Source organism: Haloplanus salinarum, from assembly GCF_009762275.1.
GTDB lineage: Archaea > Halobacteriota > Halobacteria > Halobacteriales > Haloferacaceae > Haloplanus > Haloplanus salinarum.
Map to the genome: position 1 here is coordinate 3,125,268 of NZ_CP034345.1, position 26,965 is coordinate 3,152,232.

The 26,965-nt window shown below is 68.7% G+C and carries 25 protein-coding genes; 13 read left to right on the forward strand and 12 right to left on the reverse strand.

The features are described 5' to 3' along the window. The first annotated feature begins 53 nt into the window (after positions 1-53). Entirely contained in the window at positions 54-512 is a 459-nt protein-coding gene (locus EI982_RS17385) for a universal stress protein (RefSeq protein WP_157690889.1), read from the forward strand. Here the strand turns inward: EI982_RS17385 and EI982_RS17390 are convergent. Then, complete coding sequence (locus EI982_RS17390) at positions 509-1,441, reverse strand: biotin--[acetyl-CoA-carboxylase] ligase (protein WP_157690890.1); 933 nt, start codon at positions 1,439-1,441, stop codon at positions 509-511. The two genes, EI982_RS17385 and EI982_RS17390, sit on opposite strands and share 4 nt — an antisense overlap. Then, positions 1,438-3,276 (reverse strand): acetyl-CoA carboxylase biotin carboxylase subunit, encoded by a 1,839-nt coding sequence (locus EI982_RS17395; protein ID WP_157690891.1) that lies wholly within the window; start codon positions 3,274-3,276, stop codon positions 1,438-1,440. Before EI982_RS17395 ends, EI982_RS17390 begins: the two co-directional genes overlap by 4 nt. Before the next feature lie 235 nt (positions 3,277-3,511). On the opposite strand from EI982_RS17395, the gene asd reads away from it, so the two are divergent. Further along, positions 3,512-4,546 carry an aspartate-semialdehyde dehydrogenase gene (gene asd, locus EI982_RS17400; RefSeq protein ID WP_157690892.1) on the forward strand — a complete coding sequence of 345 codons (1,035 nt, stop codon included), beginning with the start codon at positions 3,512-3,514 and terminating at the stop codon, positions 4,544-4,546. Here asd and EI982_RS17405 read toward each other — a convergent pair whose 3' ends face one another. Next, entirely contained in the window at positions 4,547-4,732 is a 186-nt protein-coding gene (locus EI982_RS17405) for a hypothetical protein (RefSeq protein WP_233255255.1), read from the reverse strand. A 77-nt stretch (positions 4,733-4,809) separates the two neighbouring features. On the opposite strand from EI982_RS17405, the gene EI982_RS17410 reads away from it, so the two are divergent. Then, positions 4,810-5,427 carry a CFI-box extended C-terminal domain-containing protein gene (locus EI982_RS17410; protein ID WP_157690894.1) on the forward strand — a complete coding sequence of 206 codons (618 nt, stop codon included), beginning with the start codon at positions 4,810-4,812 and terminating at the stop codon, positions 5,425-5,427. Here the strand turns inward: EI982_RS17410 and EI982_RS17415 are convergent. From EI982_RS17415 to EI982_RS17435, 5 genes are all read right to left on the reverse strand, one after another. Next, a complete protein-coding gene (locus EI982_RS17415; protein WP_157690895.1) occupies positions 5,420-5,989 on the reverse strand; it encodes a hypothetical protein in 570 nt (189 codons plus the stop codon). The genes EI982_RS17410 and EI982_RS17415 overlap by 8 nt on opposite strands. After that, on the reverse strand, positions 5,979-6,416 hold the full coding sequence (locus EI982_RS17420) for a hypothetical protein (RefSeq protein WP_157690896.1): 438 nt from the start codon (positions 6,414-6,416) through the stop codon (positions 5,979-5,981). The genes EI982_RS17415 and EI982_RS17420 overlap by 11 nt, the downstream gene beginning before the upstream one ends. A gap of 54 nt (positions 6,417-6,470) precedes the next feature. After that, entirely contained in the window at positions 6,471-8,204 is a 1,734-nt protein-coding gene (locus EI982_RS17425; RefSeq protein WP_157690897.1) for an Nramp family divalent metal transporter, read from the reverse strand. 213 nt (positions 8,205-8,417) lie between these two features. Beyond that, the gene (locus EI982_RS17430; RefSeq protein ID WP_157690898.1) at positions 8,418-8,801 is read right to left on the reverse strand and encodes a cyclophilin-like fold protein; all 384 of its coding nucleotides are present in this window, start codon (positions 8,799-8,801) and stop codon (positions 8,418-8,420) included. Next, positions 8,801-11,809 (reverse strand): FAD-binding and (Fe-S)-binding domain-containing protein, encoded by a 3,009-nt coding sequence (locus EI982_RS17435; protein ID WP_157690899.1) that lies wholly within the window; start codon positions 11,807-11,809, stop codon positions 8,801-8,803. The genes EI982_RS17430 and EI982_RS17435 overlap by 1 nt, the downstream gene beginning before the upstream one ends. A gap of 242 nt (positions 11,810-12,051) precedes the next feature. On the opposite strand from EI982_RS17435, the gene EI982_RS17440 reads away from it, so the two are divergent. From EI982_RS17440 to EI982_RS17450, 3 genes are all read left to right on the forward strand, one after another. Next, positions 12,052-12,420 (forward strand): VOC family protein, encoded by a 369-nt coding sequence (locus EI982_RS17440; RefSeq protein WP_157690900.1) that lies wholly within the window; start codon positions 12,052-12,054, stop codon positions 12,418-12,420. Between the two features lie 65 nt (positions 12,421-12,485). Next, positions 12,486-13,178: a DsbA family protein gene (locus EI982_RS17445; RefSeq protein WP_157690901.1), complete on the forward strand. Its 693-nt coding sequence runs from the start codon at positions 12,486-12,488 to the stop codon at positions 13,176-13,178. 44 nt (positions 13,179-13,222) lie between these two features. After that, the gene (locus EI982_RS17450) at positions 13,223-13,759 is read left to right on the forward strand and encodes a hypothetical protein (protein ID WP_199243830.1); all 537 of its coding nucleotides are present in this window, start codon (positions 13,223-13,225) and stop codon (positions 13,757-13,759) included. A 108-nt stretch (positions 13,760-13,867) separates the two neighbouring features. Here the strand turns inward: EI982_RS17450 and EI982_RS17455 are convergent, their stop codons facing one another. Further along, entirely contained in the window at positions 13,868-14,782 is a 915-nt protein-coding gene (locus EI982_RS17455) for an HpcH/HpaI aldolase/citrate lyase family protein (RefSeq protein WP_157690903.1), read from the reverse strand. Between the two features lie 182 nt (positions 14,783-14,964). On the opposite strand from EI982_RS17455, the gene gatE reads away from it, so the two are divergent. Next, positions 14,965-16,833 carry a Glu-tRNA(Gln) amidotransferase subunit GatE gene (gene gatE, locus EI982_RS17460; RefSeq protein WP_157690904.1) on the forward strand — a complete coding sequence of 623 codons (1,869 nt, stop codon included), beginning with the start codon at positions 14,965-14,967 and terminating at the stop codon, positions 16,831-16,833. 21 nt (positions 16,834-16,854) lie between these two features. On the opposite strand, the gene EI982_RS17465 is transcribed toward gatE, so the two are convergent. From EI982_RS17465 to EI982_RS17475, 3 genes are all read right to left on the reverse strand, one after another. Continuing rightward, positions 16,855-19,068: a PAS domain-containing protein gene (locus EI982_RS17465; protein WP_157690905.1), complete on the reverse strand. Its 2,214-nt coding sequence runs from the start codon at positions 19,066-19,068 to the stop codon at positions 16,855-16,857. 71 nt (positions 19,069-19,139) lie between these two features. Further along, entirely contained in the window at positions 19,140-19,778 is a 639-nt protein-coding gene (locus tag EI982_RS17470; RefSeq protein ID WP_157690906.1) for a DUF7504 family protein, read from the reverse strand. Further along, the gene (locus EI982_RS17475) at positions 19,771-20,652 is read right to left on the reverse strand and encodes a GAF domain-containing protein (RefSeq protein ID WP_157690907.1); all 882 of its coding nucleotides are present in this window, start codon (positions 20,650-20,652) and stop codon (positions 19,771-19,773) included. The genes EI982_RS17470 and EI982_RS17475 overlap by 8 nt, the downstream gene beginning before the upstream one ends. A 234-nt stretch (positions 20,653-20,886) precedes the next feature. On the opposite strand from EI982_RS17475, the gene fabG reads away from it, so the two are divergent. Genes fabG through EI982_RS17505 form a run of 6 tightly spaced genes read left to right on the forward strand, consistent with a single transcriptional unit; the run spans position 20,887 to position 26,936 of the window. After that, positions 20,887-21,669, forward strand: a complete 783-nt coding sequence (fabG, locus tag EI982_RS17480; RefSeq protein WP_157690908.1) for a 3-oxoacyl-[acyl-carrier-protein] reductase — start codon at positions 20,887-20,889, stop codon at positions 21,667-21,669. A gap of 42 nt (positions 21,670-21,711) precedes the next feature. After that, positions 21,712-22,278: an NADPH-dependent FMN reductase gene (locus EI982_RS17485; RefSeq protein ID WP_157690909.1), complete on the forward strand. Its 567-nt coding sequence runs from the start codon at positions 21,712-21,714 to the stop codon at positions 22,276-22,278. Between the two features lie 39 nt (positions 22,279-22,317). Continuing rightward, positions 22,318-22,911 carry a YIP1 family protein gene (locus EI982_RS17490; protein ID WP_157690910.1) on the forward strand — a complete coding sequence of 198 codons (594 nt, stop codon included), beginning with the start codon at positions 22,318-22,320 and terminating at the stop codon, positions 22,909-22,911. A 53-nt stretch (positions 22,912-22,964) separates the two neighbouring features. Then, entirely contained in the window at positions 22,965-25,016 is a 2,052-nt protein-coding gene (locus EI982_RS17495; RefSeq protein WP_157690911.1) for a DHH family phosphoesterase, read from the forward strand. Positions 25,017-25,064: 48 nt separating this feature from the next. Next, positions 25,065-26,744: a tRNA uridine(34) 5-carboxymethylaminomethyl modification radical SAM/GNAT enzyme Elp3 gene (locus EI982_RS17500; protein ID WP_157690912.1), complete on the forward strand. Its 1,680-nt coding sequence runs from the start codon at positions 25,065-25,067 to the stop codon at positions 26,742-26,744. Continuing rightward, positions 26,745-26,936 (forward strand): hypothetical protein, encoded by a 192-nt coding sequence (locus EI982_RS17505; protein ID WP_157690913.1) that lies wholly within the window; start codon positions 26,745-26,747, stop codon positions 26,934-26,936. Positions 26,937-26,965: the final 29 nt, after the last annotated feature.

Sequence of the window (26,965 nt, forward strand, 5' to 3'; positions counted from 1 at the left end):
CACGTCCGCGACCGGTGTCAAGAGTTATGTATCGAGGTGTGGTATCAGTGCACATGGTCGCGTACGAACGCATCCTCGTCCCGACCGACGGATCGGACGGCGTCGAGCGAGCCATCGAACACGCCATCGAGGTGGCGACGATCCACGACGCGACCGTTCACGGACTCTACGTGCTCAACTCCGACGCCTACGCGGGGCTGGCGATGGAGTCCTCGTGGGAGAGCGTCGACGGCCTGCTCCGGGAGGATGCGGAGATGGCCGTGGCTCGGGTCCGAGAGATCGCCGTCGAGCGGTCGGAGGCGGACGAGCCGGTGGTCCCCGTCCAAACGGCGGTGGTCGAGGGCAAGCCGAGTCGGGAGATCGTCCGCTACGCGGAGGCGAACGACTGTGGCCTCGTGGTGATGGGCACCCACGGCCGCGGCGGTATCGACCGCCTCCTCCTCGGAAGCGTCGCCGAGGGGGTCATCCGCGCCTCGTCGGTCCCCGTGACGACCGTCCCCGTGGAGGACTAGGCGGGCCGCAGGTGTTCGCAGTCGCCCGCGTGGACGACGCGGTCGCCGTCGTCGGTTCGGACGACCAGCGCCCCTGGGAACTCGACGTCGACGGCCTCGCCCTCGACCGTCCCCCCGGGCGTCTCGACGCGGACCAGTCGGCCGAGCGTGACGGCGTTCTCGCGCCACGCCGGCAGCACGGCGTCGGGGGCGAGGCCGTGGACCGTCTCGACGACCCGCTGGCAGAACCGCCGGCGGTCGACGTCGCCGCCCGCCGCACGGACGCTCGTCGCCCCCGTGGGGAGCGTCGCCCCGTCGACGTCGACGTTCGCACCGATCCCGACGATCAGCCAGGAGATCCGGTCGGCCTCGCCCTCCATCTCGGTCAACACGCCGGCGAGCTTTCGCTCCGACCCGGCGACTAACACGTCGTTGGGCCACTTGATGACCGCGTCGACGCCGGCCTCCCGGCAGGCGCGAGTCACGGCCACCGCCGCCGCGAGGGTGAAGACGGGCGCGTGGGCCGGGGGTCGGTCGGGCCGCCGGAGGAGGCTCGCGTAGACGCCGCCGGGCGGCGAGTCCCAGGAGCGGTCGAGCCGTCCGCGCCCGCCGGTCTGTTCGTCCGCGACGACCAGTCGATCGCTCGCCCCCTCGGCGGCGAGTTCGCGCGCCCGGTCGTTCGTGCTCGGGAGCCGGTCGTGGAACTCGACGGCGTACGGGGTGTCGAGGCCGTAGGCGATGGCGTCGGCGCCGTAGTCGGGGATCGACCGGACGGCGTAGCCGTCGGCGCCGCTCGCCACCTCGAACCCCGCCTCGCGCAGCGCCTCGATCTGTTTCCAGACCGCCGCCCGCGAGACGTCGAGGCGGTCCGCGAGGGCCGGCCCCGACACCGGCCCCTCGGCGGCGGCGAGTTCGTCGAGCAGTCGTCGACGAGTGTCGCGCTCGCTCATTCGAGGACGACCAGCGGGTCGCCCATGTCGACGCTCTCGCCCGCCGAGACCAGCACCTCGGCGACCGTGCCGCCGCTCTCGGCGACCACGTCGTTTTCCATCTTCATCGCTTCGAGGACGAGCACCACGTCGCCGGCCGCCACCTCGTCGCCGGCCGCCACCTCGACCGAGAGGATCGTCCCCTGCATCTCGGCCTCGATGCGCTCGCCGTCGCCGGCGGCCACGCTCCCCTCGCCGTCGTCGGTGGCGGCGTCGGGGCGATCCATCCCACCGCCGCCCGCGGCGTCGCCCGTCCCGGCGTCCGTCGGGAGCGGTGGCGCCCCCCGCTCTTCGAGGTTCACCTCGAAGCGCTTGCCGTTGACCTCGACGGTGAACTCGCGTTCGGTCACCGTCTCGTCGGCGTCGTCCTCCGCGTCGGGGCCCCAGCGCTCGACCGCGCGGTCGATGCGCTCGGGGTCGAGTTCCTCGTCGAGGTAGTTCGTGGTGTGGGTCCCCTCGGTGAACCGCTCGTCGGTCACCATCAGCCGGTGGAAGGGGATGACGGTGTGGATGCCCTCGACGTCGAACTCGCGGAGGGCACGCTCCGAGCGGGCGAGACACTCCTCACGGTCGCCCGCGTGGACGATCAGTTTCGCGATCAGGGAGTCGTAGTCGCCGCCGATCTCGTCGTCCTGGCGCACGGCGTCGTCGACGCGGACGCCGATCCCGCCCGCAGGGTCGTAGGTGTCGAGTCGGCCGGTCGCGGGCGCGAAATCGTTGGCCGCGTTCTCGGTGTTGATGCGGAACTCGATGGCGTGACCGTCGATTTCGACGTCCTCCTGTGCGAAGCCGATCTCCTGGCCCGCGGCGACGCGGAGTTGTTCCTTGACGATGTCGATGCCCGTGATCATCTCGGTGACGGGGTGTTCGACCTGGATGCGCGTGTTGACCTCGAGGAAGTAGAACTCGCCGTCGACGACTTCGTCGTCTGCCCGCGGGTTCTTCGAACCCGCGCTGTCCTCGACGAGGAACTCGACGGTGCCGGCGTTCGTGTAGTCGGTCTCGGCGATGCCCCGGCGGGCGGCCGCCCCGATCCGCTCGCGCAGGTCGTCGGAGAGCGCCGGGCTGGGGCCCTCCTCGACGACCTTCTGGTGGCGACGCTGGAGCGAGCAGTCCCGCTCGCCGAGGTGGCGGACGTTGCCGTGGTGGTCGGCGACGATCTGTACCTCGATGTGCCGTGGCGCGTCGAGATAGCGCTCCAAGTAGATGGAGTCGTTGTCGAAGTAGGCCTCGCCCTCGCGTTTGGCGGCGTCGAACTGTGCCTGGATCTCGTCGGGCCCCTCGACGATCTTCATGCCGCGGCCACCGCCGCCGCCCTCGGCTTTGATCGCCACCGGGTAGCCGTGTTCCTCGGCGAAGGCTTCCACCTCGTCGGGGTCCTCGATGGGATCGGTCGTCCCCGGCACGACGGGGACGCCCGCGGCGTCCATCACGCGCCGGGCCTTCGTCTTCTCGCCCAACCGCTCCATCGCCGACGGCGGCGGTCCGATCCACGTACATTCGCTCTCGACGACCCGCTCCGCGAACGACGCGTTCTCGGCCATGAACCCGTATCCCGGGTGGATGGCGTCGGCGTCGGCCTTCCGGGCCGCCTCCAGCACCGCCTCCTGGTCGAGATACGAGTCCGCCGCCCGGGCCGGCCCCACGTTGTACGCCTCGTCGGCGTAGCGGACGTGCCCGGCGTGTCTGTCCGCCTCGCTGTAGACGGCCACCGTCCGGACCCCCAGCTCCTCGCAGGCGCGCATCACGCGCACCGCGATCTCGCCCCGGTTGGCGACGAGGACTTTGCGGAACATATCCCCCCTTTCAGGCGATTCCCCCGTTAGTGTATCGGTGAACTGACCCGATCGACCCGACACCCCGCCGTTCGCCCCGACGGTTCCGATCCGGAACCGAAACATCCGAAGGGTGGACGATCCGTTGGATCTCCGAGAGATACGTGGCGATAACCGACTGTTCGGTCGATTCGCCGCGTTGGCGCGGTGGCGCCGAATCCAAACGGCCTTATGCGAGTGAACCGCATGGGCTCGTATGTCAGTACGAGTCGGCATCCTCGGTGCGACCGGTGCGGTGGGACAGCGGTTCATCCAGCTTCTCGACGGGCACCCGACGTTCGAACTCGCAGCGCTCACCGCCAGCGAGGACAGCGCGGGCAGACCGTACCGGGAGGCGGCGAAGTGGCGGGTCGACTCCCCAATCCCCGTCGACGTGGCCGAGATGACCGTCCGCGAGACGACGCCCGAGGCGGTGCCGGACGACGTCGACCTTCTCTTTTCGTCGCTCCCCTCCAGCGTCGCCGTCGACGTCGAGGAGGACTTCGCGCGCGACGGCTACGTCATCTCCTCGAACTCCTCGAACGACCGGCTGGCCGAGGACGTCCCGCTGACGATTCCCGAGATCAACCCCGACCACCTCGACCTGATCGAGGTCCAGCGCGACGAGCGCGGCTGGGACGGCGCCCTCGTCAAGAACCCGAACTGCTCGACCATCACGATGATTCCGCCGCTCGCGGCGCTCGATCGGTTCGGCATCGAACGCGTCGACGTCTCCACCCTGCAGGCCGTCTCCGGCGCCGGCTACTCCGGGGTCACCTCCATGGAGATCATCGACAACGCCATCCCCCACATCGGCGGCGAGGAGGACAAGATGGAGACCGAGTCCCGGAAACTGCTCGGCGACTTCGACGGCGCGGCGGTCACCTGGCACGACATGGACGTCGCGGCCTCCTGTAACCGCATCCCAACGCTCGACGGCCACCTGGAGAACGCCTTCGTCGACCTCGCGGACGACCCCGACGTGGACGAAGTTGCGGACGCGATGCGGGAGTTCCCCGGCGTCGACTTGCCGAGCGCGCCGAACCAGCTCATCCACGTCTTCGACGACCCCGAGCGACCCCAGCCCCGGATGGACCGGATGCGCGGTCAGGGGATGCAGATCTGTGTCGGCGGCGTCCAGTCCACCGACCACGGCGTCAAGTTCAACTGCCTCGCTCACAACACCGTCCGCGGCGCCGCCGGCGCCAGCGTCCTGAACGGCGAGTTGCTGGTCGAGAACGGCTACCTCTGATCACTCCAGCAGCCGGGCCTCGGTAAAGGAGAGGTAGGCGAAAAAGGAGAGGGCGAGCAACAACATCCCCGCCTGCATGAACACGCCCTCGTAGATGAACTTCACGACCAGCAGGACGGCGCCGACGATGATCGTCCGAAAGAGGAGGGAACTCAGGAGGACGGTTATCGGCGGCGACACGCTCACGATTGGGCTTCGACCGGCAAAAGGTCGCCGGCCGGCCATCGGACAACGCTCATTACGGTGCCCGTTCGTGTACCCGTATGAGCACTGACGACGGGGCGGGGCCGCCGGCGGACGGGGACGAGGACCTGTCGGAGATGGGCGTCGGCGACGGGCGGGAGAAACACCTCTTGGTGGTGACCGCGGCCGGCAAGCAGTTCGACCACGAGAAGGTCTTCCTCCGGCACACGGAGACGGAGTATCTCGTCTGTGCCGATCCGGACTTCCCGCCCGCCGAGACGACGCGCTATCGGAAGAGCGACCTCCACCGCGCGGAGATCACACAGCACCACTCCAACTGCTTCATCACGACCGCCACCGCCGGCGAGGGGCCCACCCTCGACTCGCTGCGTGGCTTCCGCGCGGACGTGATGGCGCCGACCCGTTCCGGACGGGCGCTCCTCCGCGTCTACGAGGCCGTGAGTCCGCCCATCGCCGCGACGCTCGCTCGCCACCCCGACGCGGGACCGACCCGCGCCGTCCGGTGGCTGGTCGACGCCTGCGGATCGCTGGCCGACCGCCGGGACCGGACCGGTGCCGTCGGCCGGGCCCTGCTGTCCGTGGTCCTGATCGCGCTCTACGTCGTTGGCGTCGTCGTCGCCGCCGCGGGCCACGTCTGGCTCCGCGGCCGGGAACGCGTCGGATCGACGCCTAACTGAAGAACCGCTGGACGTTCTCGCGCGGGGCGAACCCCCAGCCGGATTCGACGACTACCTCGAAGGGTCGGCCCTCGGCGACCTCGCGCAACTCGGCGGCGAGGGCGTCCGTGTCGTCGTTCTCGTGGAGTCGGTAGGCGTTCGATCGGGCCCCCTCGTCGGCCGGGTAGACGGTGAGCTTCGGCCGGCCGAAGCGGCCGCCGCGGTTGAGCACCACGCGGTCGATCCCCTCGTAGTTGAACCAGTAGACGGTGTCGGCCTGCAACAGCACCTCGTCGAGGCCGTGGACCTCGTAAATCTCCTGCATCGCGCTGGCCTCGCGGCGGTGTTTCTTCGTCCCCAGCCCGAACATGGGCGTGATGTAGCTGTACTCGGCGAGGTGAAGCCCGTCGCTCGCGAAGAAGATGTCGGCCATCCGCAGCGGGAAGGAGCCGGCCATCCCGAAGTGGACGTGAAGTTCGGTCTCGATGTCGGTCGTAGGGAGGTCGTCGAACTCGTCGAGGTCGACCTCCAGGTCCGACTCGTCGAGGTCGGCGTCGGGGGCGCCCCCGGCTTCAGACGCCATTCGCACCCTCCCGTTCGGTTCGGTACCCCATGTAGGCAAAGAGGAACGCACCGATGATAAAGAAGGCCCCCGTGAGCGGGTTGACTTCCATGACGACGTAGATGCCGATTGCGAGGCCGACGACGGCCGTCGCGATGGACGCCCGCAGACGCAGCGAGTACGACTCCGTCGACTCGCCGGTTTCGGCGTCGACGTGGTCGCGGCCCACGCGGCGTTCGCCGATGTACGTCGCGATCATCAGTCCGAGGCTCACGACGACGATGGCCGTGCGAGCGCCCGGAGAGAGCTCCGTGCCGTAGGCCCGCCGGAGGAAAAGCGGCACGCCGATGGCGATCAGCCCGCCGAGATAGATGAAGAGGCGATAGGTGACCAGCAACCGCAACAGGGTCCCGAGCGGACGGTCCGGGGACTGCGTCTGGGATGCCATGGTCTCACTTGGCGACGACGGCAATAAAAAACGGTTGGTCGGCGAAGCGGTGCGTTACGACAGGAAGCCGCGCGCGTCTTCCGACCCCTCGACGGTGCCGGAGGCGTTCATCTTCCCGGTCGCGGAGCGATACATCGTGTAGATCTGTACGACGAGCGCGAACACCCACAGCGCGTAGCCGGCCGGGCCGCTCCCGACGACACCGACCGTCGTCTCGAAGGCCGGGAAGTTCAGCCCGTAGGACTCCGGCGAGGTGAGCACGCCACCGATGAGCAGCACGGTGAAGTACCCGAAGAAGCCGGTCGCCCACCACATCGCGATGATGCGGCCCCAGCCGGGCTGGGTGTGTTCGGGCAGTCGCGTCGTGTTCAGGATGGTCACCAAGGCGTTGTACGGCCACATCATCGCGCCGGCGATGGCGGCACCGATGACCAGCAGGATCCACGGCTGCTGGAACTGGGCGACGATGATGAGGATGCCCCACAGCGTGAAGAGCGTGAGCAGGGCGAGGAAGACCCGCGAGAGGTCCCACCCGGCACCGCGGCCGTACCCCTCGAAGATGATGTCCACGCTGTTGCGGACGAAGGCCTCGAGGATGGCGTACTGGGTGCTGAACAGGGCGATGAAGATCACCGCGTACATCAGCTGGGCCTGCAGCGCGCCGAGCTGCGGAATGATCACGTCGAGCCACATGTTGATGGCGCCCTGATCCGTCCCGCTGGCGTACTCGGCGGAGATAGTCATCGCGACCGTCGCGACGATGAGCAGACCGAGGACGAAGGTGAGGAAGTGCTCCTGCTGGGTGACCTTCCACCACTGCTTCCAGCGGAGGAGGTTCTTCTTCGTCGGCTCGAAGGTGAAGCCGCCGTGGACCTCCTCGGGCTCGGAGCCGCGGAGGGGATTCTTGATCCGGCCCTGGTAGGTACCCATGCCGTACCCCTTCTCGCGGGCCCAGATGCCCTGTGCGAGGTTGATATACCCGCCGGCGCCCGCGTACGCGAGGCCGCCGAGGAAGGTTGCGATGTCCATGTCCTGCGGGAGCGCGCCGAAGTTGACGGCCCCGGCAGGGATGTTGGCGAACTGGCCGACCGAGCCGGCGATGAAGGCCAGGATCACCGCGCCGAAGATGGCGACGAACATCAATATCAGTTGGGCCTTCTCGATGGCGTTGTACAGGATCGGTCCGGCCTGGTAGCTGAGCCAGATCAGGATCATCGTCGCGACGCCGATGACGGCCCAGTTCCCGCGGGGAACGATCCCGGTCCAGACGGCCAGTACTTCCGACGCGCCGGCCGCCCAGCCGGGCCACCCGACGTGGAAGAAGCCGGCCACGAGGAAGAACCACGGCCAGAAGCTGTTCATCCGGTCGAACGCCCGGAAGATGCTCTCGCCCGTGGCGATCGTCCAGCGCTGGATCTCCGTGTTGATGAAGAACTGGGTGATGACGCCGACCCAGAAGGCCCAGTACAGGCCCCACCCGTTCTGGGCGACCAGCGTCGGCCAGAACATCGTCTCGCCGCTCCCGAGCGACGCACCGAGCATGATGGCGCTCGGTCCGACGAGGTGGGACACTTTCGGGACCTTCGGCATGTCGTATTTCCGGAAGCCCCATTTGCCGTCCGTACTCGGGTACTCACTCGTCTCGGGTGCCACCTCGAGGTCGTCGTAGTCGACGTCCCGGTACACCGTCGCACGATACTGTTCACCGACTTCGGCGGTCGTGTGGACGTCGTCCTCCGTCAGACCACCGTCGGTTTCGACTCGTTTTTCGTCGTGGGTATCTGTCATTGTCTCCCCTGGTTGGATGGGATCATACTTCGTGGGTCATGCTACCATCGTCTGTGCGATCCATGTTATCCAGGCTTGTCATATCATAAATAATCATCGATGCATGACAGCGGAGTAATGGTTCTATTCGGCAGCCACGCGCAGAAGCCACTCAACGGAGTGTGAGCGGCTCTCGAAGAGGAATATGTGAGACGGGAGGAAGTCGGATTCCTGTCAGTCGTCGGCGACGCGAACCGTCGCGCCGGCACCGCTCGGGAGGACCGACAAGGGAGCGATATCGTCGAGGTGGGCGACGACGTTCACCGGCGACGCGGCCCGCGGCGTCGAATCCGTACTCGCCGGCGTCGGTCCCCAGAACAGACAGAGCGCCGACCCCTGTGGCCAGTAGGCTATCGCTCCGGGTTCGACCGCCACCCGCGGGTCCTCGGCGCCGACGTCGGCCGGGACGCGAAAGTAGAGCTCGTCGCCCCAGCGGGTGGCCCCACCTTCGAGCGGGAACGCGTCGGCCAGCGCTCGGCGCGTCTCGGGGCTCTCGTCGGCCCACGTGGCCCCGACCGCCGTGCCGTCGACCGTGACGGTGAACGTTCCCTCGCTCATCACAGCGCGTCCGCGAGCTTCTCGACCGGGTGTGGCGGATGGTCGTCGTACTCGTCGCCGAGCTGGGAGCGACACGACGCCCCGGGTGCAGTCACCTGATCGCCCGGGCTCTCCTCGACTTCCTCGAACAGCAGGTTCCCCATGGCCTGCGAGATGTCGTAGTGTTCCTCGTGGTAGCCGAAGGAGCCCGCCATCCCACAGCAGGTCGTGTTGAGCGGGTCGACGTCGTAGCCCGCACCCTGCAGGACGCCGAGGGCGTGGTGGTCCTTGTTCGTCGCCTTCTGGTTGCAGTGGCCGTGGTAGGACAGCGACTGCTCGGGCGTGGCGAACTCGACCGACTCGGGCAGTCCGGCCACGTCGGCGTACTCCATGACCCCGTAGGCGGCGTCGGCGACGGCCTCGACGGCCGATCCCGAGAGCAGGTCGCGGTACTCGTCCTGGAACATGACGGCGTCCGAGGGCTCGATGAACACGACCGACCAGCCGTCGTCGACGGCCTCCCGCAGCGCCGAGACGTTCCGCTCGGCGCGCTCGCGGCACAGATCGAGCATCCCCGACGAGAAGGCCGCACGCCCGGAGGGAGCAACGTCCTCGGGGATGCGGACGAAGACGTCCGCCGCCTCGAGCACCTCGATGGCCGCCTTCCCGGCGTCGGGGTAGATGTAGTTCGTGTAGGTGTCGGGGAAGAGCAACACCTGATCCTCCGCGTCGCTCGGGGCCACCTGACAGCGGCCGCGGCGCTCGAACCAGGCTTCGAGGCTCTCGCTCGCGAAGGTGGGCAGTTCGCGCTCGCTCGAGATGCCGATGGCCTCCTCCATCACCTTGCGCGCGCCCGGAATCTTGGGCGCGATGTTGGAGACGGGCGCGAGCATCGAGCCGACCTTCGAGAGCGTGTCGATGTTCGCGAACACCCGCTCGCGGAGGCTGACACCCTCCTCCTGGTGGTACTGGTGTTTGACCTCCGTCTTCAGTTTCGCCATGTCGACGCCGGTCGGGCAGTCGCTCTTACAGCCCTTACAGCCGACACAGAGGTCCATGACCTCCTCCTGGAAGCGATCGGAGTAGATCTCGTCCTCGTCGAGTTCGCCGCTGATCGCCGCCCGGAGCATGTTCGCACGGCCGCGGGTGGTCTGGATCTCCTCCTTGCTGGCCCGGTAGGTCGGACACATGACTTCCGAGTCCGTCTGCCGGCAGGTGCCACAGCCGTTACACAGTTCGACGAGATGGGAGAAGCCACCCTCGTCCTCGAAGTCGAGCGCGGTCTGGGGCTCGACCGACTGGTAGTCCGCGCCGTAGCGCAGGTTCTCGCGCATGTCGGCGTTGACGCCCCGCTCCGAATCGGGACCGATATCCTCCGGCCCCTCGCGGTAGACGACGTTACCCGGGTGCATATGCCAGTCGGGGTCGAACGCCGTCTTCAGTTCCTTGAACGCGGTCCAGAGTTCGTCCCCGTACATCTTGGGGTTGAACTCCGTCCGCGCCATCCCGTCGCCGTGTTCGCCCGAGAACGACCCGTAGTGGTCGAGCACCAGGTCGGTAACGTCCTCGGTGATCGAGTGCATCTTCTCGATGCCCTCCCCGTCCTTGAGGTTGAGGATGGGTCGGATGTGGAGCGTCCCGCTCCCGGCGTGGGCGAAGTAGGCCGCGGAGGTGCCGTGATCCTCCAGGACCTCCTCGAACTCGAAGACGTACTCCGACAGTTCCTCGGGCGGCACCGTCGCGTCCTCGATGAACGGGTACGGCTTGGGGTCGCCTTTCATCCCCATGAGCAGGGGAATAGCGGCCTTGCGGAGTTTCCAGATGTCGGCCTGGTCTTCCTCGGTGTAGGCCTCGATGGCGTGGAAGGCGTCGCCGTTCTCGACGAAGTAGTCGTTCGTCTCCGCGATGGCCGCCTCGAAGTCGTCGACGAGTTCGGAGTCGAACTCCAGCATCAGCGCCGCCTTCGTCCCCTCGGGAATCATCTCGACGTACTGGGCGTACTCCGTCGAGTCGGCGGCGAGTTGGAACACCTCGTCGTCCATCAACTCCACGGCGCCGACGTCGAACTCGAGTGCCTCGGGAACGGCCTGCATCGTCTCGACGAGGTCGTCGAAGCAGTAGAGGACGAGCGCTGTCTCCTCGGGCAGGGTGACCAGCGACACCTCGGCCTCCACGATGACGCCGAGGGTCCCCTCCGCGCCGACGAAGAGCTTCGAGAGGTTGATGACCTCCTCGCCCGCGTCGTTCTCGTAGATGACCTTCTGGAGGTTGTACCCCGACACGGACCGTTTGAGGTCGGGATACTTCTCCTCGATCTCTTCCTCGTGTTCCTCGACGAGGCGGCGAGTCGTCTCGTAGATCCGGGCCTCCAGACCGTCACCGGAAACCTTCTCCTCCCACTCCTCGCCGTCGAGGACGACCTCCTCGGTGTGGATCAGCGACCCGTCCGCCAGCACGACGTCGAGTTCCTCGGTGTAGGCGTCGGTGATGCCGTACCGCACCGAGTGTGCTCCCGTGGAGTTGTTGCCGATGCCGCCGACGACCGTCGAACGGTTCGAGGACGCCGGATCCGGTGCGAACTTCAGACCGTGGTCTTCCAGCCGGTTGTCGAGGTGGTCCTGGACGACGCCGGGCTGGACGACCGCGCGCTGCCCCTCGGGGTCGACGTCGACGATGTCGTCCATGTACCGCGTGAAGTCGACGACGACACAACCCGGCCCGACCGTCTGCCCCCCGAGCGAGGACCCCCCGCCTCGGGGCAGGATCGGCACGCCGTGTTCGGCCGCCGTCTCGACGGTGTGTTGCACGTCGTCGACCGTTTGTGGCAACACGACTCCCGCGGGCTTGGCCTGGTAGATGCTCCCGTCCGTCGCGTAGAGTACCTGCGCGTACTCGTCGAAGGAGACGTCCCCCTGCACGCCTTCGCGGAGGTCTTCGGCCAGTGCCCGATACTCCTCGGCGTCGGGGTGGTCGTGTCCCAGGGAGTCCGCCGAGGTCTCTAATTCCGTTGATCGTTCATCAATGGCCATGCGTCTCACACCGTACTGAGTTGGTATAACTCCTACGCTACGGTCTCTGAGCGCCCCGTCGCCGTCTTGCAGTCTATCTGAACGTGATGTCTGAATAATTGCCGCGACCGACAGAATCCTACACGAACGACCACGCACGATTCCGCGAATCGACACACTGCTTGGGGGCGCGTGGCGGACCCCCGGGTGGTCTGCCCCGTTCAGACATCTTTTTGTCCGCGGCGGGGCGTGTCGGAGACGCGATGAACCTGATTCACGTCTGTCTGAACGTCGCCGACGCGGACGAGTCGATCGAGTTCTACGAGCAGTTCGGCTTCGAGGAGTCGTGGTCGTTCGAGACGCCCGACGGCGAGACGGAGAACCGGTACGTCGCCGACCCCGACGGCGTCGAGATCCAGCTCTCCGAGACCGACGGCGAGACGGAGTTCGAGGCGGGGACCGCCTGGGACCACCTCGCCCTCGGCGTCGACGACGTGGACGAGGTTTTCGAGACGGTCGATCACTACGGCGTCGTCGAGGAACCGGGCGACCAGCCCGCGGCCGGCGCGCGCACCGCCTTCATCGAGGATCCGGACGGGCACGTCGTCGAACTCGTCGCACCGCTGGAATAAGGGGTCGTGCGCCCGCCGCTCACACCCGGCGAAACGTCTTTTCCGCCCGGCGGGTCCGTCCCTGCATGAACGGTTCGGTCCCGGAACGGCTCACGCGTCGTGGCGCCCTCGGAGCGGGACTCTCGCTTTTCGGTGCCGGCTGTCTGGGAACGGGCGGCGGGGCCGGGAACGGAAACGGGGACGAAGCACGTTCGCTCTCCACCCATCCGGTCGGGGCGGATCTGGCCGCCCAGCCCCGTCTCGGCCCCGACCCCGGGTCCGCGACGGCCACCATCGTCGCCTTCGAGGATCCGTCCTGTCCCCGGTGTGCCACCTTCGAGCGGAACACGGTCCCGAAGATCCGGTCGGAGCTCGTCGACCCCGGCGAGGCGACGTTCGTCGCCCGGACCATCCCGGTCGTCTACCCGTGGGGTGAGCCGGCCATCTACGCCCTCGAGGCGACGTTCGCCCGGGACGCGGACGCGTTCTGGACGCTCGCCGCCCACTACTTCGACCGGCAGGACGCCTTCGGCCCGGATAACGTCCTCGACCGGACCGAAGCGTTTCTCGACGCCGAGACCGACGTGGACGCCGCGGGGGTCGTCGCCGACGCCGAGAGCGAGGCCCACGCCGACGCCGTCGAGACGGACCTCGACGCGAGCGAGGCGGCCGACGTGAGCGGGACGCCGACGGTCTTTCTGTTCCGGGACGGCGAGTACCGGACGCGCGCTACCGGCTCCGTCAGCTTCGAGTTCGTGACCGGCGCGCTGGAGCTGTGAGCGTGGCGGTTCGCCTGCCCCTCCGCGCCGACGACTGGCGGCTGATGGGCCGGACGGCACGGCTCGTCCTCGGGGGGCCTCGCTACGCCGCCGTCGCCTTCGGCGCCGCCGCCGTCGCGCTCGTCGGGTTCGTCCTCTCGGGGAACCTCGCGACCGTCCGCGACGCCCTCGTCGGACGGGTGCCGGTCCCGATCCTCGCCGAACTCTTCCCCTTCGTCGGCACCTCGTACGGACCGCTGACGGGGTCGGTCGTCGTGTTGGTCGCCGTCCTCGTCGGCGTCGACGTCGCCCTCGTGGCCTACCACGTGCGCGAACACCGGCTCTCGGCGGAAGGCGGGGGCGGGAGCCTGCTTGGGGTCGTCCTCGGCACCCTCGGGGCCGGGTGTGCGGCCTGTGGCTCGGCCGTGATCGCCGGTCTCCTGTCGCTGTTCGGTGCCGCGGGGCTGGTGACGCTCCTGCCGCTGGACGGCCTGGAGTTCGCCCTGCTCGCGCTGGTGGCGCTGGTGCTCTCGATCCACTGGCTCGCCGAAGGGATGCGCGGCGGCGAGATCCGCGGCTGTCCGGTGGGTGCGAAAGAATAGGCGACGGGACGGGTTCGCAGCCGAGTTATACTGTTTATTGTAAGTCAGTACCGGTGGTTCGCCGAGACGGTCCGGCGAACCACCGGCAACCAGTTACAATAATCCGTATTAGAGGATGCCGGCGGCGCGGGCCTTGGCGACGATCTCCTGAGCCATCTTGTTGGTGGCCTCGTCGACCATCTGGCCGTCGACGGAGACGGCACCCTTGCCCTCCTCCATCGCCTCGGCGTAGGCGTCGACGATGCGCTCGGCGCGTTCGGCGACCTCCGGATCGGGCGCGAACACTTCGTTGCCGAGTTCGATCTGACTCGGGTGGATGGCCCACTTGCCGTCACAGCCGATCATGTTGGCGCGCTCCGCCGACGTCCGGAAGCCCTCGGGGTCGTCGATGTCGGCGTACGGACCGTCCATGCACGGCAGGCCGGCGCTCTTCGCGGCGGCGTTACACTCCGAGAGCGCGTGGTGCCAGTAGTGGCCGGGGTAGTCCGGGAACTGCCCGATGTCGAGGCCGGGCGTCCCCATCGCGGCGGAGTAGTCGCCGGGGCCGAAGATGATCGAGCTGAGGCGGTCGGAGGCGTGGGCGATGTCGTGGACGTTGTGCATCCCCTCGCCGTCCTCGATCTGGGGCTCCAGACCGATCCCCCCGACTTCCAGCCCGTTGTTCTCCTCGACCTGCGCGAGGAGGTTCTCGACGGTGTGGATGTCGCTCGGGCCGGCGACCTTCGGGACGATGATGTCGTCGATGTACTCGCCCGCGCGGCCGACGACCTCGATGATGTCGTCGTACCACCACTTGGTGTCGATGCCGTTCATTCGGAAGGACAGGATCTTGTCCGACCAGTCGTGTTCCTGGGCCGCCTCGATGAGCGGCTCCCGAGCCTCGGCCTTCGCGTTCGGCGCCACGGAGTCCTCCAGATCGAGGAAGACTTCGTCGGCGTCGCTCCGCGAGGCACTCTCCATGAAGTCGGGATCGCTGGCCGGTGTCGCGAGTTGCGTACGACGGAGTTCGACGTCTTCGGACATGTTTTGCGCATATAAAGGCCGCTCGCTTCCCAATAAAGATTCCTTAGTATACGCGTTTTCGGGAGCTGACGTATCCGTTTTCGTCCGTTGTCGACAATGGTCGAACCGAAAGCGACGGCTCCGGCCCCGGCGGCGACTCGCAGACTGAACGCTTTTAGGCTCGCCGGGTAGAGATACCGACGATGAGCGAGTACGACTACGAGGCGCTCGGGCTGGTCGCGGGGCTGGAGATTCACCAGCAACTCGACACCGCGACGAAACTGTTCTGTGCGTGTCCGACCGAGCGTCGGGAACCCGAGGAGGCGGTCCGGACGTTCTCCCGGTATCTCCACCCGACCACGAGCGAACTCGGGGAACTCGACGAGGCGGCGGTCGAGGAGAGCCGCGTCGACCGCGAGTTCGAGTATCTGGCCTTCGAGACCACCTGTCTCGTCGAGGAGGACGACGAACCGCCCCACAGGATCGACGACGAGGCCCTTGAGGTGGCCCTGCAGATCGCCGACCTCCTCGATATGACGGTCGTCGATCAGGCCCACGTCATGCGAAAGATCGTCGTCGACGGCTCGAACACCTCCGGTTTCCAGCGGAGCGCCCTGGTCGGACAGGACGGGCAGATCGAGACGGCGGCCGGCCCCGTGGGCGTCGAGGACCTCCTCCTCGAGGAGGAGAGCGCCGGCCGCGTCGAGGAGACCGACGCGGGCGTCCGCTACAGTCTCGACCGACTCGGCATCCCGCTGGTCGAGATCGGTACCCGCCCGGACATCAGCACGCCCGAACAGGCCCGGGAGGCCGCGGAGCGGATCGGCATGCTCCTCCGCTCGACCGGCGCCGTCAAGCGCGGCCTCGGCACCATCCGGCAGGACGTCAACGTCTCCATCGCCGAGGGCGCCCGCGTCGAGATCAAGGGCGTCCAGGCGCTCGATCAGATCGACGAGATCGTTCGGCTGGAGGTGCGTCGCCAGGTGGAACTGCTCGACGTCGCGGCCGAACTCGACGACCGCGACGCCGCGGTCGGCGACCCGCGGGACGTGACCGACGTCTTCGCCGACACCGACAGCGGCGTGCTCCGGAGCGCGCTCGAGGACGGCGGGGCGGTGCGGGCCGTCCCGCTCCACGGCTTCGACGGCCTCGTCGGGCGCGAACTCCAGCCCGACCGCCGGTTCGGGACCGAACTCTCCGACCACGCCAAGCGCCACGGCGCGGGCGGGATCTTCCACACCGACGAACTCCCCGCCTACGGCGTCACCGAGGCGGAGGTCGCGTCGCTCCGCGAGGCCGTCGATGCCGGCCCCGACGACGCCGTCGCCATCGTCGCCGACGACCCCGAGACCGCCGAGTTGGCCATCGAGGCCGTCGCCGACCGTGCCCGGACGGGGATCGAGGGCGTCCCCGAGGAGACCCGGGACGCCACCGAGGAGGGGACGACCCGCTATCTCCGGCCCCTGCCCGGCGCGGCGCGGATGTACCCCGAGACGGACGTGCCGCCGGTCGAACTCGACCCGAGCGACGTCGAGCGCCCGGAACTGCTGACCGAGAAAGTCGAGCGGTACCGGCGCGAGTACGACCTCGACGCCGGCTTGGCCGAGCAGGTAGCCTACGGCCGGCGTATGCCCCTGTTCGAGCGGGCGGTCGAGGCCGGCGTCGACGCCACCTTCGCCGCCGGCGTGCTGGAGGGTACCTTGACCGAGCTCCGCCGCGACGACGTGGCCGTCGACCGCCTCACCGACGCCCACCTGCTCGGTACCCTCCGGCTGGTCGCGGACGGCGACCTGGCGAAGGAGGGCGTCGACGAGGTGCTCGGGACGCTCGCCGCGGACCCCGATCTCGACCCCGAGGCGGCCGTCGAGGCGGCCGGTCTCGCCGGCGTCTCCGAGGACGAGGTTCGCGCGGCCGTCGCGGACGTCGTCGAGCGCAACGCCGACCAGGTCGAGCAGGAGGGCATGGGCGCGTTCTCCGCGCTCATGGGCGAGTGTATGGGCGCCCTCCGCGGCAAGGCCGACGGCGAAGTCGTCAGCGACGTGTTGCGCGAGGAGATCGGCAAACGGACCTGACCGCTCGACGCGACGGCACCGTCACGCCGCCGACTGGCGCTCGCTCGGACGCGTGACGCCGGTGATCTCGACCCTCGTTCCGCCGCCATCGCTCTCGACGACGTCGACCGTCCAGTCGTGGGTCTCGACGATCTTCGACACGATCGAGAGGCCGAAGCCCGTCCCGTCGGTCGACGTGGAGTAACCGCTCTCGAAGACCCGCTCTCGCTCCTCCTCCGGAATCCCCGGTCCGTCGTCGGCGACGTAGAACCCGCCGGGCAGCTCGCCGACGGTGACGTTCGTCGATCCGTCGTCGGTCTCCGACCGGCCGTTCGTCGAACCGTGTTCGACGGTGTCGCCGGACTGCGTCCGGCTGCTCGTGGAGCCGTGCTCCACGCTGTTCCGAAACAGGTTCTCGAAGAGCTGCTGGAGTTGGCTCCGGTCCGCGCGGATCGCCCCCTCCGCCTCGACGTGGAGGCTCGTGTCCGGCGACGAGACGTTTCGCCAGCAGTCCCGCGCCGCCGCCGCGAGGTCGACCGTCTCGAAGTCGCCCACCCGGTCGTCCGTCTTCGCGAGCGTCAGTAGGTCCTCGATCAGGTCGTCCATCCGCTCCAGCGCGTGGGCCGTCTCGTCGAGGTGGTCGCTCTCGACCTCCCGTCGAGCCACGGCTAGGTGGCCGCTGGCGACGTTCAGCGGGTTTCGGAGGTCGTGGGAGACGACGCTCGCGAACTCGTCGAGCCGCTCGTTCCGGCGGCTGAGCGCCCGCTCGTGTTCCCGCCGTTCGGTGATGTCCCGTGCCGAGACGATGAGCGAGACGACCGTCCCCGACTCGTCGGTGACCGGACGGATCGTCCCGCTCACGCTCCGGTTCTCGGTCCCGGAGTCGACGTTGTCGGCCTCGAACTCGACGTACTCCCCGTCGGCGGCGCGCTCGATCCACTCCCGGACGTCCGCACGGCTCTCCTCGGGCCACCACGGCGTCTCCGGGAACGGGACGCCGACCACGTCCTCGTGGTCCGCGTCGAGCAGCTCCATCGCCGTCCGGTTCGCCTTGCGCAGTCGGCCGTCCGTGGAGAGCACCCCGACGAGCATCTTGGGGTCCTCGAAGACGGCTTCGAGGCGCCGTTCGCTCCGCTGGAGCTCCCGTTCGCGTCGCTTGCGCTCCGTGATCTCTCGGCCCTCGGGGACGAGCGAGGTCACCTCGCCACGCTCGTCGGTGATCGGGCGAACCGAGAAGTCGATGATCGCCTCGCGGTCCGTTCCCTGGACGCGGACCTCGTCGCGGAACAGGTCGCCGGAGCGAGCCTGCCGCACCGCCTCGCGGACCGTCGCTCGGGCCCGTTCGCCCGTCGCGAACCAGCACGTTTCCCAGAGTGGCTTGCCCACGACCGTCTCGCGGTCGACGCCGCCGAACTCCAGGGCCGTCCGGTTGGCCTCCCGGACCGTCCCGTCGGGGTCGAGGAGGCCGACGAAGGTGTAGGCGTTGTCGAAGACGGCCTCGAACTGCCGGGTTCGCTCCCGCCGGTCGCTCACGTCCCGGACGGAGCAGATCAACTCCCCCCTGTCCGTCGTGGCGAGGCGATGGTCCTCGACGAACGTGCTGCCGTCGGCCCGGAGTCCCGTGGTCTCGCCGTGCCACTTCCCCTCCGCCCTGACCGTCGGGAGCACCTCCTCGCGGATCATCTCCGTCTCGTCGTCGGGGTAGATCCGCTCCCATCCCTCCCCCACCAGGTCGTCCGGGTCGTACCCGTACAGCGACGCGTACGCCTCGTTGACGTAGACGAACTCCCCGTCGTCCAGGATAGCGATGCCTTCCTGTGCCGTCTCGATGGCGTCCAGGTGCCGGCGTCGCTCCCGGTCGACTCGGTACCGATCGACGGCGTTGTCGATCCGGTTCGCCAGGATGGCGTAGCCGTCGGCGTGGGCGCCCTTCTGGAGGTAGTCGGTGACGCCCGCGGAGATGGCCTCGCTGGCGACCGACTCGCTCCCCTTCCCGGTGAACAGGACGAACGGCAGGTCGGGGTAGCGGTCGCGGACGGTTTCGAGGAGCTCGATCCCGGTCCCATCCGGCATCTCGTAGTCCGAGACCACACAGTCGACCCCGTCGTCGAGGCGGTCGAGAGCCGTCCCCGTGTCGTGGGCCGTCTCGACCACGAACCGCTCGTCCTGGCGTTCGAGGGAAATCGCCGTCAGATCGGCCACGTCCGGGTCGTCGTCGACGTGCAGCACGCGGATTTCGTCACCCGACTCTGACATCGACCGCACATCGGACCCCCGAACCTAAGCCCTTCGGTGACGCGTATCAGCGCTGAGATTTTCGGCCGGCGTCACTCCGCCAGGGTGTCGAACGGGATCCACTCGGAGTCGCCGTCGAGAAAGCCCTGCGACCGGAGTTCCGGCCCCTCGCGCACGTCGATCCGGCCGTCACAGAACTGCGAGATGGTCCTGAGTTCGCGTTCGTCGTGCATCGCCGGATCGACGAGGAACACGCCGAGGCCGTCGACCTTGCTCACCCGGCCGACGAGGGTGTGGACGAACCGGGAGACGGTCTGGAGTTCCGTCAGCGACAGGACGGTCGAAATCGAGAACAGTCCGGTCCGGACGGCCTCGATCCCCTCCTCGTGGAACTCCCGGTAGAGTTTGGAGTAGCGCATTCCGATGCCCGTCAGGTCCTGTGCGCTCGACACCGTCAGCACCCGGGCGGGGACGCCGCTCTCGTCGCTGTCCAGACAGTCGACGATGCCCATCCGGTCGGGTGTCGCCTCGATGCCGACCGTCTCGCACTCGGCCGCGATGTCGGCCGCCGTCGTGTTCGTCGTCAGGACGATGACGCCCTCCTCGTCGCCGCCGACCAGCATCCGGTAGGCCAGTTCCCTGGTCCCGCCGTGTGCCGGCCCGGCGACGAGGATGCTCGTCCCGCCGCGGACGGGGTCGAGCGGCAACCCCTCGAAGCGGTACTCACTCATCGCCCTCACCCGTCGCCGCGCGGAGACGCCGTCTGAGTTCGAGGTTCGCCATCACCTCGTCGGCGAGCGTCGACAGCAACTCCCGGTCCGCCGCGTCGAAGGTGCGCGGTTCCGGATCGAACAGACAGAAGACGCCGATGGCCTCCCCCTCGTCGGTCCGGAGGGGTGCACCGGCGTAAAACCGGATCTCGGCGTCGTCAAGGGCGTCGTTCGTGTCGAACCGCGGGTCGTCGTGCGTATCGGGGATCACCATCACCCCATCGTCGAGGATGGCGTAGGTACAGACGGTGTCCTCGCGGTCCAGGCTGTCGACGTCGGTGCCGTGACAGGCGACGAACCGTTCCTGTCGGGCCTCGATGAATCCGACCGTGGCCGCCTCGACGTCGAACAGCGCCGCGGCGACGGTCGTGAGTCGTTCGAGCGACGCGTCCAGGGCGTCCGGGTCGGACACGTACCGCTCGATGGCGTCGAGACGGGCCTCCTCGTTCGGGGGCAGGGGGTAGGCCGTCTGGCTTCGGTTGTCGATGCTGAACGTGAGCAGGTCGACCAGTTCGTCGTGGGCGTCCGGCGATCCCTTGTCGACGTACTCGACGACGGTGGTCCCGAGTGCGGCCGTGTCCAGGTCGTCGAAGACCGCGTCGGTGAAGAGGACACACGTCGCGTCGGGGACGACGTCGCGGGCCGCGTCGACGAGTTCGAGGCCGGTCCCGTCGGGAAGGTCGTACTCGGTGACGACGCCGTCGACGGTGTCGTCGAGCGCCTCGCGGGCCTCGCGGAGAGTACCACAGACCGTGGCGTCGATACCGGCGTCACGGATGGCGGCCCCCGTGGCGCGTCCCGCGTCGGTGTCCGGGTCGACACACAGGACCCTCATACACTACCCCTGAGTGGCCCCCGTCATAAGTTCCCGACATCGGATCGTCGACAGGCCCGGCGCGTTACGGGACCCACGACGTGTCACTCGAGAGGCGACGGCCCCTCGGCGCGTGGCGCTCCGTGCGGCTGCCCACACGTTACCATCCCTCATCACGAATCGGTTACTGCGCAGCGCTCCCTCCGCCCACCCATCGGGAATAGTTAACACGCATTACGAACCATAAGGGAACGTATGTCCGAAACGGCTCAACGGTTGGAACCGCTCGATCCGCGCCCCCTCGACGGGCGAACCTGTCTCGTCACCGGTGCCTCCCGGGGGATCGGTCGGGCCATCGCGTACGAACTCGCACGGGCGGGTGGCGAAGTCGTCGTGAACTACCGGAGTTCCGACGACGAGGCACGGGCGGTCGTGGATCGGATCGAAGAGGTAGGCGAGACGGCGATGTGTGCACAGGGCGACGTCTCCGACCCGGTCGACGTCGAGGCGATGGCCGCGAACGTCCACGACGAACTCGGCTCGGTCGACGTCCTCGTCAACAACGCCGGCATCACCATCGACCGGAAGTTCGAGAAGATGACCCACGACGACTGGCAGCAGGTGATCGACGTCAACCTCGGCGGGACGTTCAACTGCACCAAAGCCTTCTTCGAGGATATCCGCGACGCGGACCACGGGCGCCTGATCAACATCTCCAGCGTCGTCGGCCAGCAGGGGAACTACGGGCAGGCGAACTACGCCGCCTCGAAGGGCGGCCTGTTCGCGTTCACGCGGACGCTCGCGCTCGAACTCGCCTCCCACGGCTCGACGGCCAACTGCGTCGCGCCCGGGTTCGTCAAGACGGACATGCTGGAGAAGGTGCCCGAACGCGTCCAGGACAACATCCGGGAGAAGATCCCGCTGGACCGCTTCGCCGACCCCGAGGACATCGTGGGCATGGTCCGCTTTCTCGCCAGCGACCACGCGAACTACATGACCGGGCAGGTCCTGGGGGTCAACGGCGGACTGGAGTGGTGAGCCGGCCGCGGGACCTTTGCCCGTGGCGGTCCACCCCCACGTATGGTCACCGTCGCCGCAGTCCCCGGTAGCCTCCGGACGGAGAGCTACACCCGGCTCGCGCTCGACCGTGCCCTCGACGCCGCCGAGGCGACCGGCGCCGACACCGAACTACTCGACCTTCGGGCCTTCGACCTCCCGCCGTTGGACCCCGACGTCGACGGCCAGGGCGACGCCGCCGCGTTCACCCGTCGCGTCCGCGAGGCGGACGCCGTGTTGCTCGGCTCGCCCATGTATCACGGCTCGTACTCCGGCGTGTTGAAAAACGCCCTCGATCACTGCGGGTTCGACGAGTTCGAGGGCAAGACGGTCGGCCTCCTCGGCGTCGCGGGCGGTGCCTTCCCGATCACGACGCTCGAACATCTACGGTCGGTGTGTCGCGCGCTCGACGCGTGGGTGCTCCCGCACCAGGCGGCCATCCCGCGGGCGTCGGCGGCGTTCGAGGACGGTCGGCTCGTGGACGACACGTTGGCGGCGCGGGTCGACACCCTCGGCCGACGGATCGTCGAGTACGCCACCATCGAACCCGATCCGTCGACCTTCGAGAGCAACCAGAACGTCGGTGGGTGAATCAGAACCCCTTTGCCGACCGGCGTCACAGACACGTCCGTGACGACGTGGGTCGAGAACCCCCGCGGTGGCCGGGACCGCGGACCGCGCGGCGTCGCCCGCGCGTGGGCGGAGGTGTTGGTTCGCCCCCGACGGTTCTTCAGTCACGGGGTGGCGCCCGGCGACCAGGCGCCCGGCCTCGTGTTCGCCGTCGTGATGGCGGTGGCGTACGCGCTCGGCCTCGCCTTGCTCGATCCGGGCCGGTTCCCGGCGGCCGGGCCGCTCCGGGCCGCCGTGGCCGTCCTCCTCGTGGCCGTGCTCGTCGCGCCCGCCGTCCTCCACCTCCTGGCGGCGCTCCAGACCCTCGCGCTGATGGCGACGGTCCGGGACCGGGCGGGCGTGAGCGAGACGGTCCAAGTCATCGCCTACGCGACGGCGCCCTGTCCGCTGGCGGCGGCGCCCGTCCCCGGGCTCCGGGTCGCGTGCTGTCTCTACGGGGCGGCGCTGCTCGTCGTCGGCCTCGCCGTCGTCCACGACACCTCGACCGGCCGGGCCACCCTCGCGAGCGCACTTCCCGCCGCGCTCCTCTTCGGCTACGGCTTCGGCGGGTTCGACGCGCTCCACGCCCTCTTGCGGGCCTGGTACATCATCTAAGGTTCCGAGTCGTTTCGACAATCGTTTTAGGTTGCGGCTGTTCGATTCCCTCAATGGATTGGATCACCCACGAAGAGGACGTCTGGTTTGATTTCCGCGGCTCCGCCCCGGACCAACTCGTCTCGGAACGGTACTACAAGGGAACGGTCGACGGCTTCGCCGACTTCGGCGTGTTCGTCGACCTCTCGCCCGGCGTGACCGGGCTGCTCCACCGGAGCGAGCTGGACCGCCGACTCGAGAGTCTGGACTGGGAGCCGGGCGACACCGTGTTCGTCCAGGTGAAGAACGTCCGCGACAACGGCAACGTCGACCTCGCGTGGTCGAAACGACAGTCCGGCGGCGAGTTCCGCGGCGCCCGGATTCACGACCCCGAGGGCGACGCCGACGGCGACCCCATCGACGAGTCGACCGCCGACGAGGACGAGGACGCCGGCCCGGTCCGGAAGCGGCCGACTCCGAGCGACGACGAGGACGAGGACGAAGACAGCGAGGACGACGCCGAAAGCGAGCGGGACGCGGGATCGTCGACGACGGAGACCCCGTCGGGGTCAGAACAGGAACCCACCCCCCAGACGAACGGCCGCCAGGCCGTCGCGGGGACGGGCACCCCCGACCGTGTCGACGTGTCGTCGCTCGACGACCGCGTCGGCGAGACGGTTCGCCTCGAAGGCGAGATCGTCGGCGTCCGCCAGACCAGCGGTCCGACGGTGTTCGAGCTTCGCGACGGCACCGGCGTCGTCGACTGTGCGGCCTTCGTCGAGGCCGGCGTCCGCGCTTACCCCGACGCCGAGGTCGGCAGCGTCGTTCGCCTCGACGGCGAGGTCGAGCGTCGCTACGACGAACTCCAGGTCGAGACCGAGGAGCTCACGATCCTGACCGACGACGAGGCGGCGACGGTCGAGGAGCGCCTGGCCGACGCGCTGACGGCCGAGGCCCGACCGGACGCGGTCGCCTCGCTGGTCGAGCACGACGCCGTCGACGCCGTGGCCGAGTCCCTGCAGGACGCCGCGGAGACGATCCGCCGGGCCGTCCTCGAGTCCCGTCCCGTGGTCGTTCGCCACGTCGCGTCGGCCGACGGCTACGTCGCCGGCGCGGCCATCGAGCGGGCGGTCCTCCCGCTGATCCGTGAGGAGCACGCCGCCGCCGACGCCGAGTACCACTACTTCACTCGGCGGCCGCTGGAGGGCTCCGTCTACGACATGGACGACGCCACCAACGACGTGACCCGGATGCTCCAGGACCGCGACCGACACGACGAGAAACTCCCGCTGGTCCTGCTGGTCGGCACGGGGAGCACGGTCGAATCCAGCGACGGGCTGGGCCTGCTCGGCATCTACGGCGCCCGACGGGTCGTCGTCGACGCCGAGGTGGCCGACGCCGCCGTCGCCGACGACTGCGACGCCATCGTCAACCCCGGCCTCGCCGGGGCGGCCGCCGCCGACCTCTCGACGGGCGCGCTCGCCGCCACCCTCGCCGCGACGGTCAACCCCGAGGTCCGCGACGGCATCGCTCACCTTCCGGCCGTCTCCTACTGGGGCGACGCTCCCGAGAGCGCCCTCGACCTCGCCGCCGAGGCCGGCTACGACGCCGACCGCACGCGCGAACTCCGCGAGGCCATCGCGCTGGAGGCGTACTACCAGTCCTACGAGGACAAGCGCGAACTCATCACGGACCTGCTGTTCGACGACGCGGGCGGCCTCGCCGGCCACATCAGCGAGCAGTTCCGCCAGAAGCTCGACGCCGAGGTCGACACCGCCACGGCCAACATCGACCGCCGCGAGACGGACGGCGTCACCGTCGACGTCCTCGACACCGACGCCTACACCCACCGGTTCGACTTCCCGCCGACGAGCCTCCTGCTCGACGAACTCCACCGTCGCCACGACGACGACGCACGCCTGATCGTCGGCGTCGGCACGGACGAACTCTACCTGCGGAGCGACGCCGACCTTGACCTGCGGGGCGTCGCCGGCGACGCCGCGGACAGTGCGCCCGACGCGGGCATCGTCGCCGCGAGCGTCCGCGACGGCCGCCTCGAATTCCTCTCGGGTCGCCGCGACGCCGCGGTCGACGCCGTCGTCGACGCCGCGGTCGACCGGCTCTGAGTCGGCCGAGCGATACCCTTAACCTCGCGAGCCGACGACACGGTGACGATGACCGACAGCGTTGGCGTCGACGCCCCGAGCGAGGCGTTCGACCGGGTGTGTGCGGACCTCGTCGAGCGCATCCTCGACGGCGACCTCGAGCGCGACGACCTCGAGTCGGCGAAGCTCGACGCCTGTTCCGAACACGGCGCCGCGAAGGTGCCGAAGAACGCCCACATCCTCCAGTACGCGCCCGAGGAGCGACGCGACGAGGTGCAGGCGGTCGTCCGCCGCAAGCCCGTCCGCACCGCCTCCGGCGTCTCGCCCGTCGCGATCATGACCTCGCCGCACATGTGCCCCCACGGGAAGTGCCTCTACTGTCCCGGCGGCCCCGCCTCCGAGTTCGGGAGCGCCCAGAGCTACACGGGCCACGAACCGGCCGCGGCGCGGGGCGAACAGAACGACTACGACCCGTACGGACAGGTGACCCTTCGGCTCGAACAGCTCAGACACATCGGTCACCCGGTCGACAAGGTCGAACTCATCCTGATGGGCGGAACGATGACCGCCCGGAGCCACGACTACCAGGAGTGGTTCGTCAAGCGGGCGCTGGAGGCGCTGAACGACTACGACGTCGACGCGACACCGAACCCCGCGGAGGGGCGGAGCTTCGCGGAGGACGACCCCGACTTTCGATACCTGGCGGACGTCATCGCCGAGAACGAGACGGCCGACGTGCGCAACGTCGGCACCACCTTCGAGACCAAGCCCGACTGGTGTGGCCCCGAACAGATCGACCGGATGCTCCGACTCGGGGGCACGAAGGTGGAGGTGGGCGTCCAGACCACCTACGAGCGGATCAACCGCGAGATGCACCGCGGCCACGGCGTGCAGGCTTCCATCGACGCCAACCGTCGCCTGCGCGACGCCGCGTTCAAGGTCGGGTTCCACATGATGCCGGGCCAGCCGGGCATGACCGAGGCGATGTGTCTGGAGGACTTCCGACAGCTCTTCGAGGACCCGCGCTGGCGCCCCGACTACCTGAAGATCTACCCCACGTTGGTCGTCCGCGGCACCCGCACGTACGACATGTGGCGCCGCGACGACTTCGAGCCACTGGACAACGACACGGCCGCGGACCTCGTCGCCGAGGTGATGGATCTGATCCCCGAGTACACTCGCCTCCAGCGGGTGCAACGGGACATCCCCGCCGACCACATCGACGCCGGCGTCTGGAAATCGAACCTCCGACAGCTGGCGACCCAGCGGGCCGAGGAGCGGGGCATCACGCCACGGGACATCCGCGCCCGCGAGGTCGGACACAACGACGCCGACCCGGATCCGGAGCGGGTGGAACTCCGAACGCTGACCTACGAGGCCGGCGGCGGGACCGAACACTTCCTCAGCTTCGAGGACCCCGCAGCGGACCTGCTGATCGGCTTCTGCCGCCTGCGCTTCCCGAACGACCCGGTGCGGCCAGAACTCGACGACGCCGCCCTCGTGCGCGAACTCCACGTCTACGGGAGCGAGGCGGGCATCCGCGACGAGGGGGACGGCGACTGGCAACACCGCGGCTACGGCCGCCGACTCCTCGAACGCGCCGAGGAACTGGCCGCCGAGGCCGGCTACGACAAGGTGAGCGTCATCAGCGGCATCGGCGTTCGCCGCTACTACCGCGACAAGCTTGGCTACCACCAGGACGGGCCGTACGTCTCGAAGACGCTCGGCCGGGACGCCGCGGTCAGATAGATGGCGTCGGCCGAACGGCTGACGCTGGCGCTGGTGGTAGCGGGCGTCCCCACCGCCGTCGCGCTCGTTCTCACCCCACCGAACCGCTACGCCTGGCTGGTAGTCGGCGTCGGTACCCTCCTCGGCTGTCTCCCGGCCGCCTACCTCGTCGTCGGGACGGTCGCTTCGGACCGATCGGTCGCCCGGCGGTAACGGGATTCAAGACGGCGGCTCCCGAAGTG

Excerpts from the sequence above, each read along its gene's own strand:
- EI982_RS17470 (WP_157690906.1), bottom strand. The coding sequence starts at position 19,778 with ATGAGTGAGTACCGCTTCGAGGGGTTGCCGCTCGACCCCGTCCGCGGC.
- EI982_RS17475 (WP_157690907.1), bottom strand. The coding sequence starts at position 20,652 with ATGAGGGTCCTGTGTGTCGACCCGGACACCGACGCGGGACGCGCCACG.
- gatE (WP_157690904.1), top strand. The coding sequence starts at position 14,965 with ATGAGCGAGTACGACTACGAGGCGCTCGGGCTGGTCGCGGGGCTGGAG.
- fabG (WP_157690908.1), top strand. The coding sequence starts at position 20,887 with ATGTCCGAAACGGCTCAACGGTTGGAACCGCTCGATCCGCGCCCCCTC.
- EI982_RS17420 (WP_157690896.1), bottom strand. The coding sequence starts at position 6,416 with ATGGCATCCCAGACGCAGTCCCCGGACCGTCCGCTCGGGACCCTGTTG.
- EI982_RS17465 (WP_157690905.1), bottom strand. The coding sequence starts at position 19,068 with ATGTCAGAGTCGGGTGACGAAATCCGCGTGCTGCACGTCGACGACGAC.
- EI982_RS17425 (WP_157690897.1), bottom strand. The coding sequence starts at position 8,204 with ATGACAGATACCCACGACGAAAAACGAGTCGAAACCGACGGTGGTCTG.
- EI982_RS17445 (WP_157690901.1), top strand. The coding sequence starts at position 12,486 with ATGAACGGTTCGGTCCCGGAACGGCTCACGCGTCGTGGCGCCCTCGGA.
- EI982_RS17505 (WP_157690913.1), top strand. The coding sequence starts at position 26,745 with ATGGCGTCGGCCGAACGGCTGACGCTGGCGCTGGTGGTAGCGGGCGTC.
- EI982_RS17410 (WP_157690894.1), top strand. The coding sequence starts at position 4,810 with ATGAGCACTGACGACGGGGCGGGGCCGCCGGCGGACGGGGACGAGGAC.
- EI982_RS17455 (WP_157690903.1), bottom strand. The coding sequence starts at position 14,782 with ATGTCCGAAGACGTCGAACTCCGTCGTACGCAACTCGCGACACCGGCC.
- EI982_RS17450 (WP_199243830.1), top strand. The coding sequence starts at position 13,223 with ATGGGCCGGACGGCACGGCTCGTCCTCGGGGGGCCTCGCTACGCCGCC.
- EI982_RS17485 (WP_157690909.1), top strand. The coding sequence starts at position 21,712 with ATGGTCACCGTCGCCGCAGTCCCCGGTAGCCTCCGGACGGAGAGCTAC.
- EI982_RS17440 (WP_157690900.1), top strand. The coding sequence starts at position 12,052 with ATGAACCTGATTCACGTCTGTCTGAACGTCGCCGACGCGGACGAGTCG.
- EI982_RS17390 (WP_157690890.1), bottom strand. The coding sequence starts at position 1,441 with ATGAGCGAGCGCGACACTCGTCGACGACTGCTCGACGAACTCGCCGCC.
- EI982_RS17430 (WP_157690898.1), bottom strand. The coding sequence starts at position 8,801 with ATGAGCGAGGGAACGTTCACCGTCACGGTCGACGGCACGGCGGTCGGG.
- EI982_RS17415 (WP_157690895.1), bottom strand. The coding sequence starts at position 5,989 with ATGGCGTCTGAAGCCGGGGGCGCCCCCGACGCCGACCTCGACGAGTCG.
- EI982_RS17495 (WP_157690911.1), top strand. The coding sequence starts at position 22,965 with ATGGATTGGATCACCCACGAAGAGGACGTCTGGTTTGATTTCCGCGGC.
- EI982_RS17435 (WP_157690899.1), bottom strand. The coding sequence starts at position 11,809 with ATGGCCATTGATGAACGATCAACGGAATTAGAGACCTCGGCGGACTCC.
- EI982_RS17385 (WP_157690889.1), top strand. The coding sequence starts at position 54 with ATGGTCGCGTACGAACGCATCCTCGTCCCGACCGACGGATCGGACGGC.
- EI982_RS17500 (WP_157690912.1), top strand. The coding sequence starts at position 25,065 with ATGACCGACAGCGTTGGCGTCGACGCCCCGAGCGAGGCGTTCGACCGG.
- EI982_RS17395 (WP_157690891.1), bottom strand. The coding sequence starts at position 3,276 with ATGTTCCGCAAAGTCCTCGTCGCCAACCGGGGCGAGATCGCGGTGCGC.
- asd (WP_157690892.1), top strand. The coding sequence starts at position 3,512 with ATGTCAGTACGAGTCGGCATCCTCGGTGCGACCGGTGCGGTGGGACAG.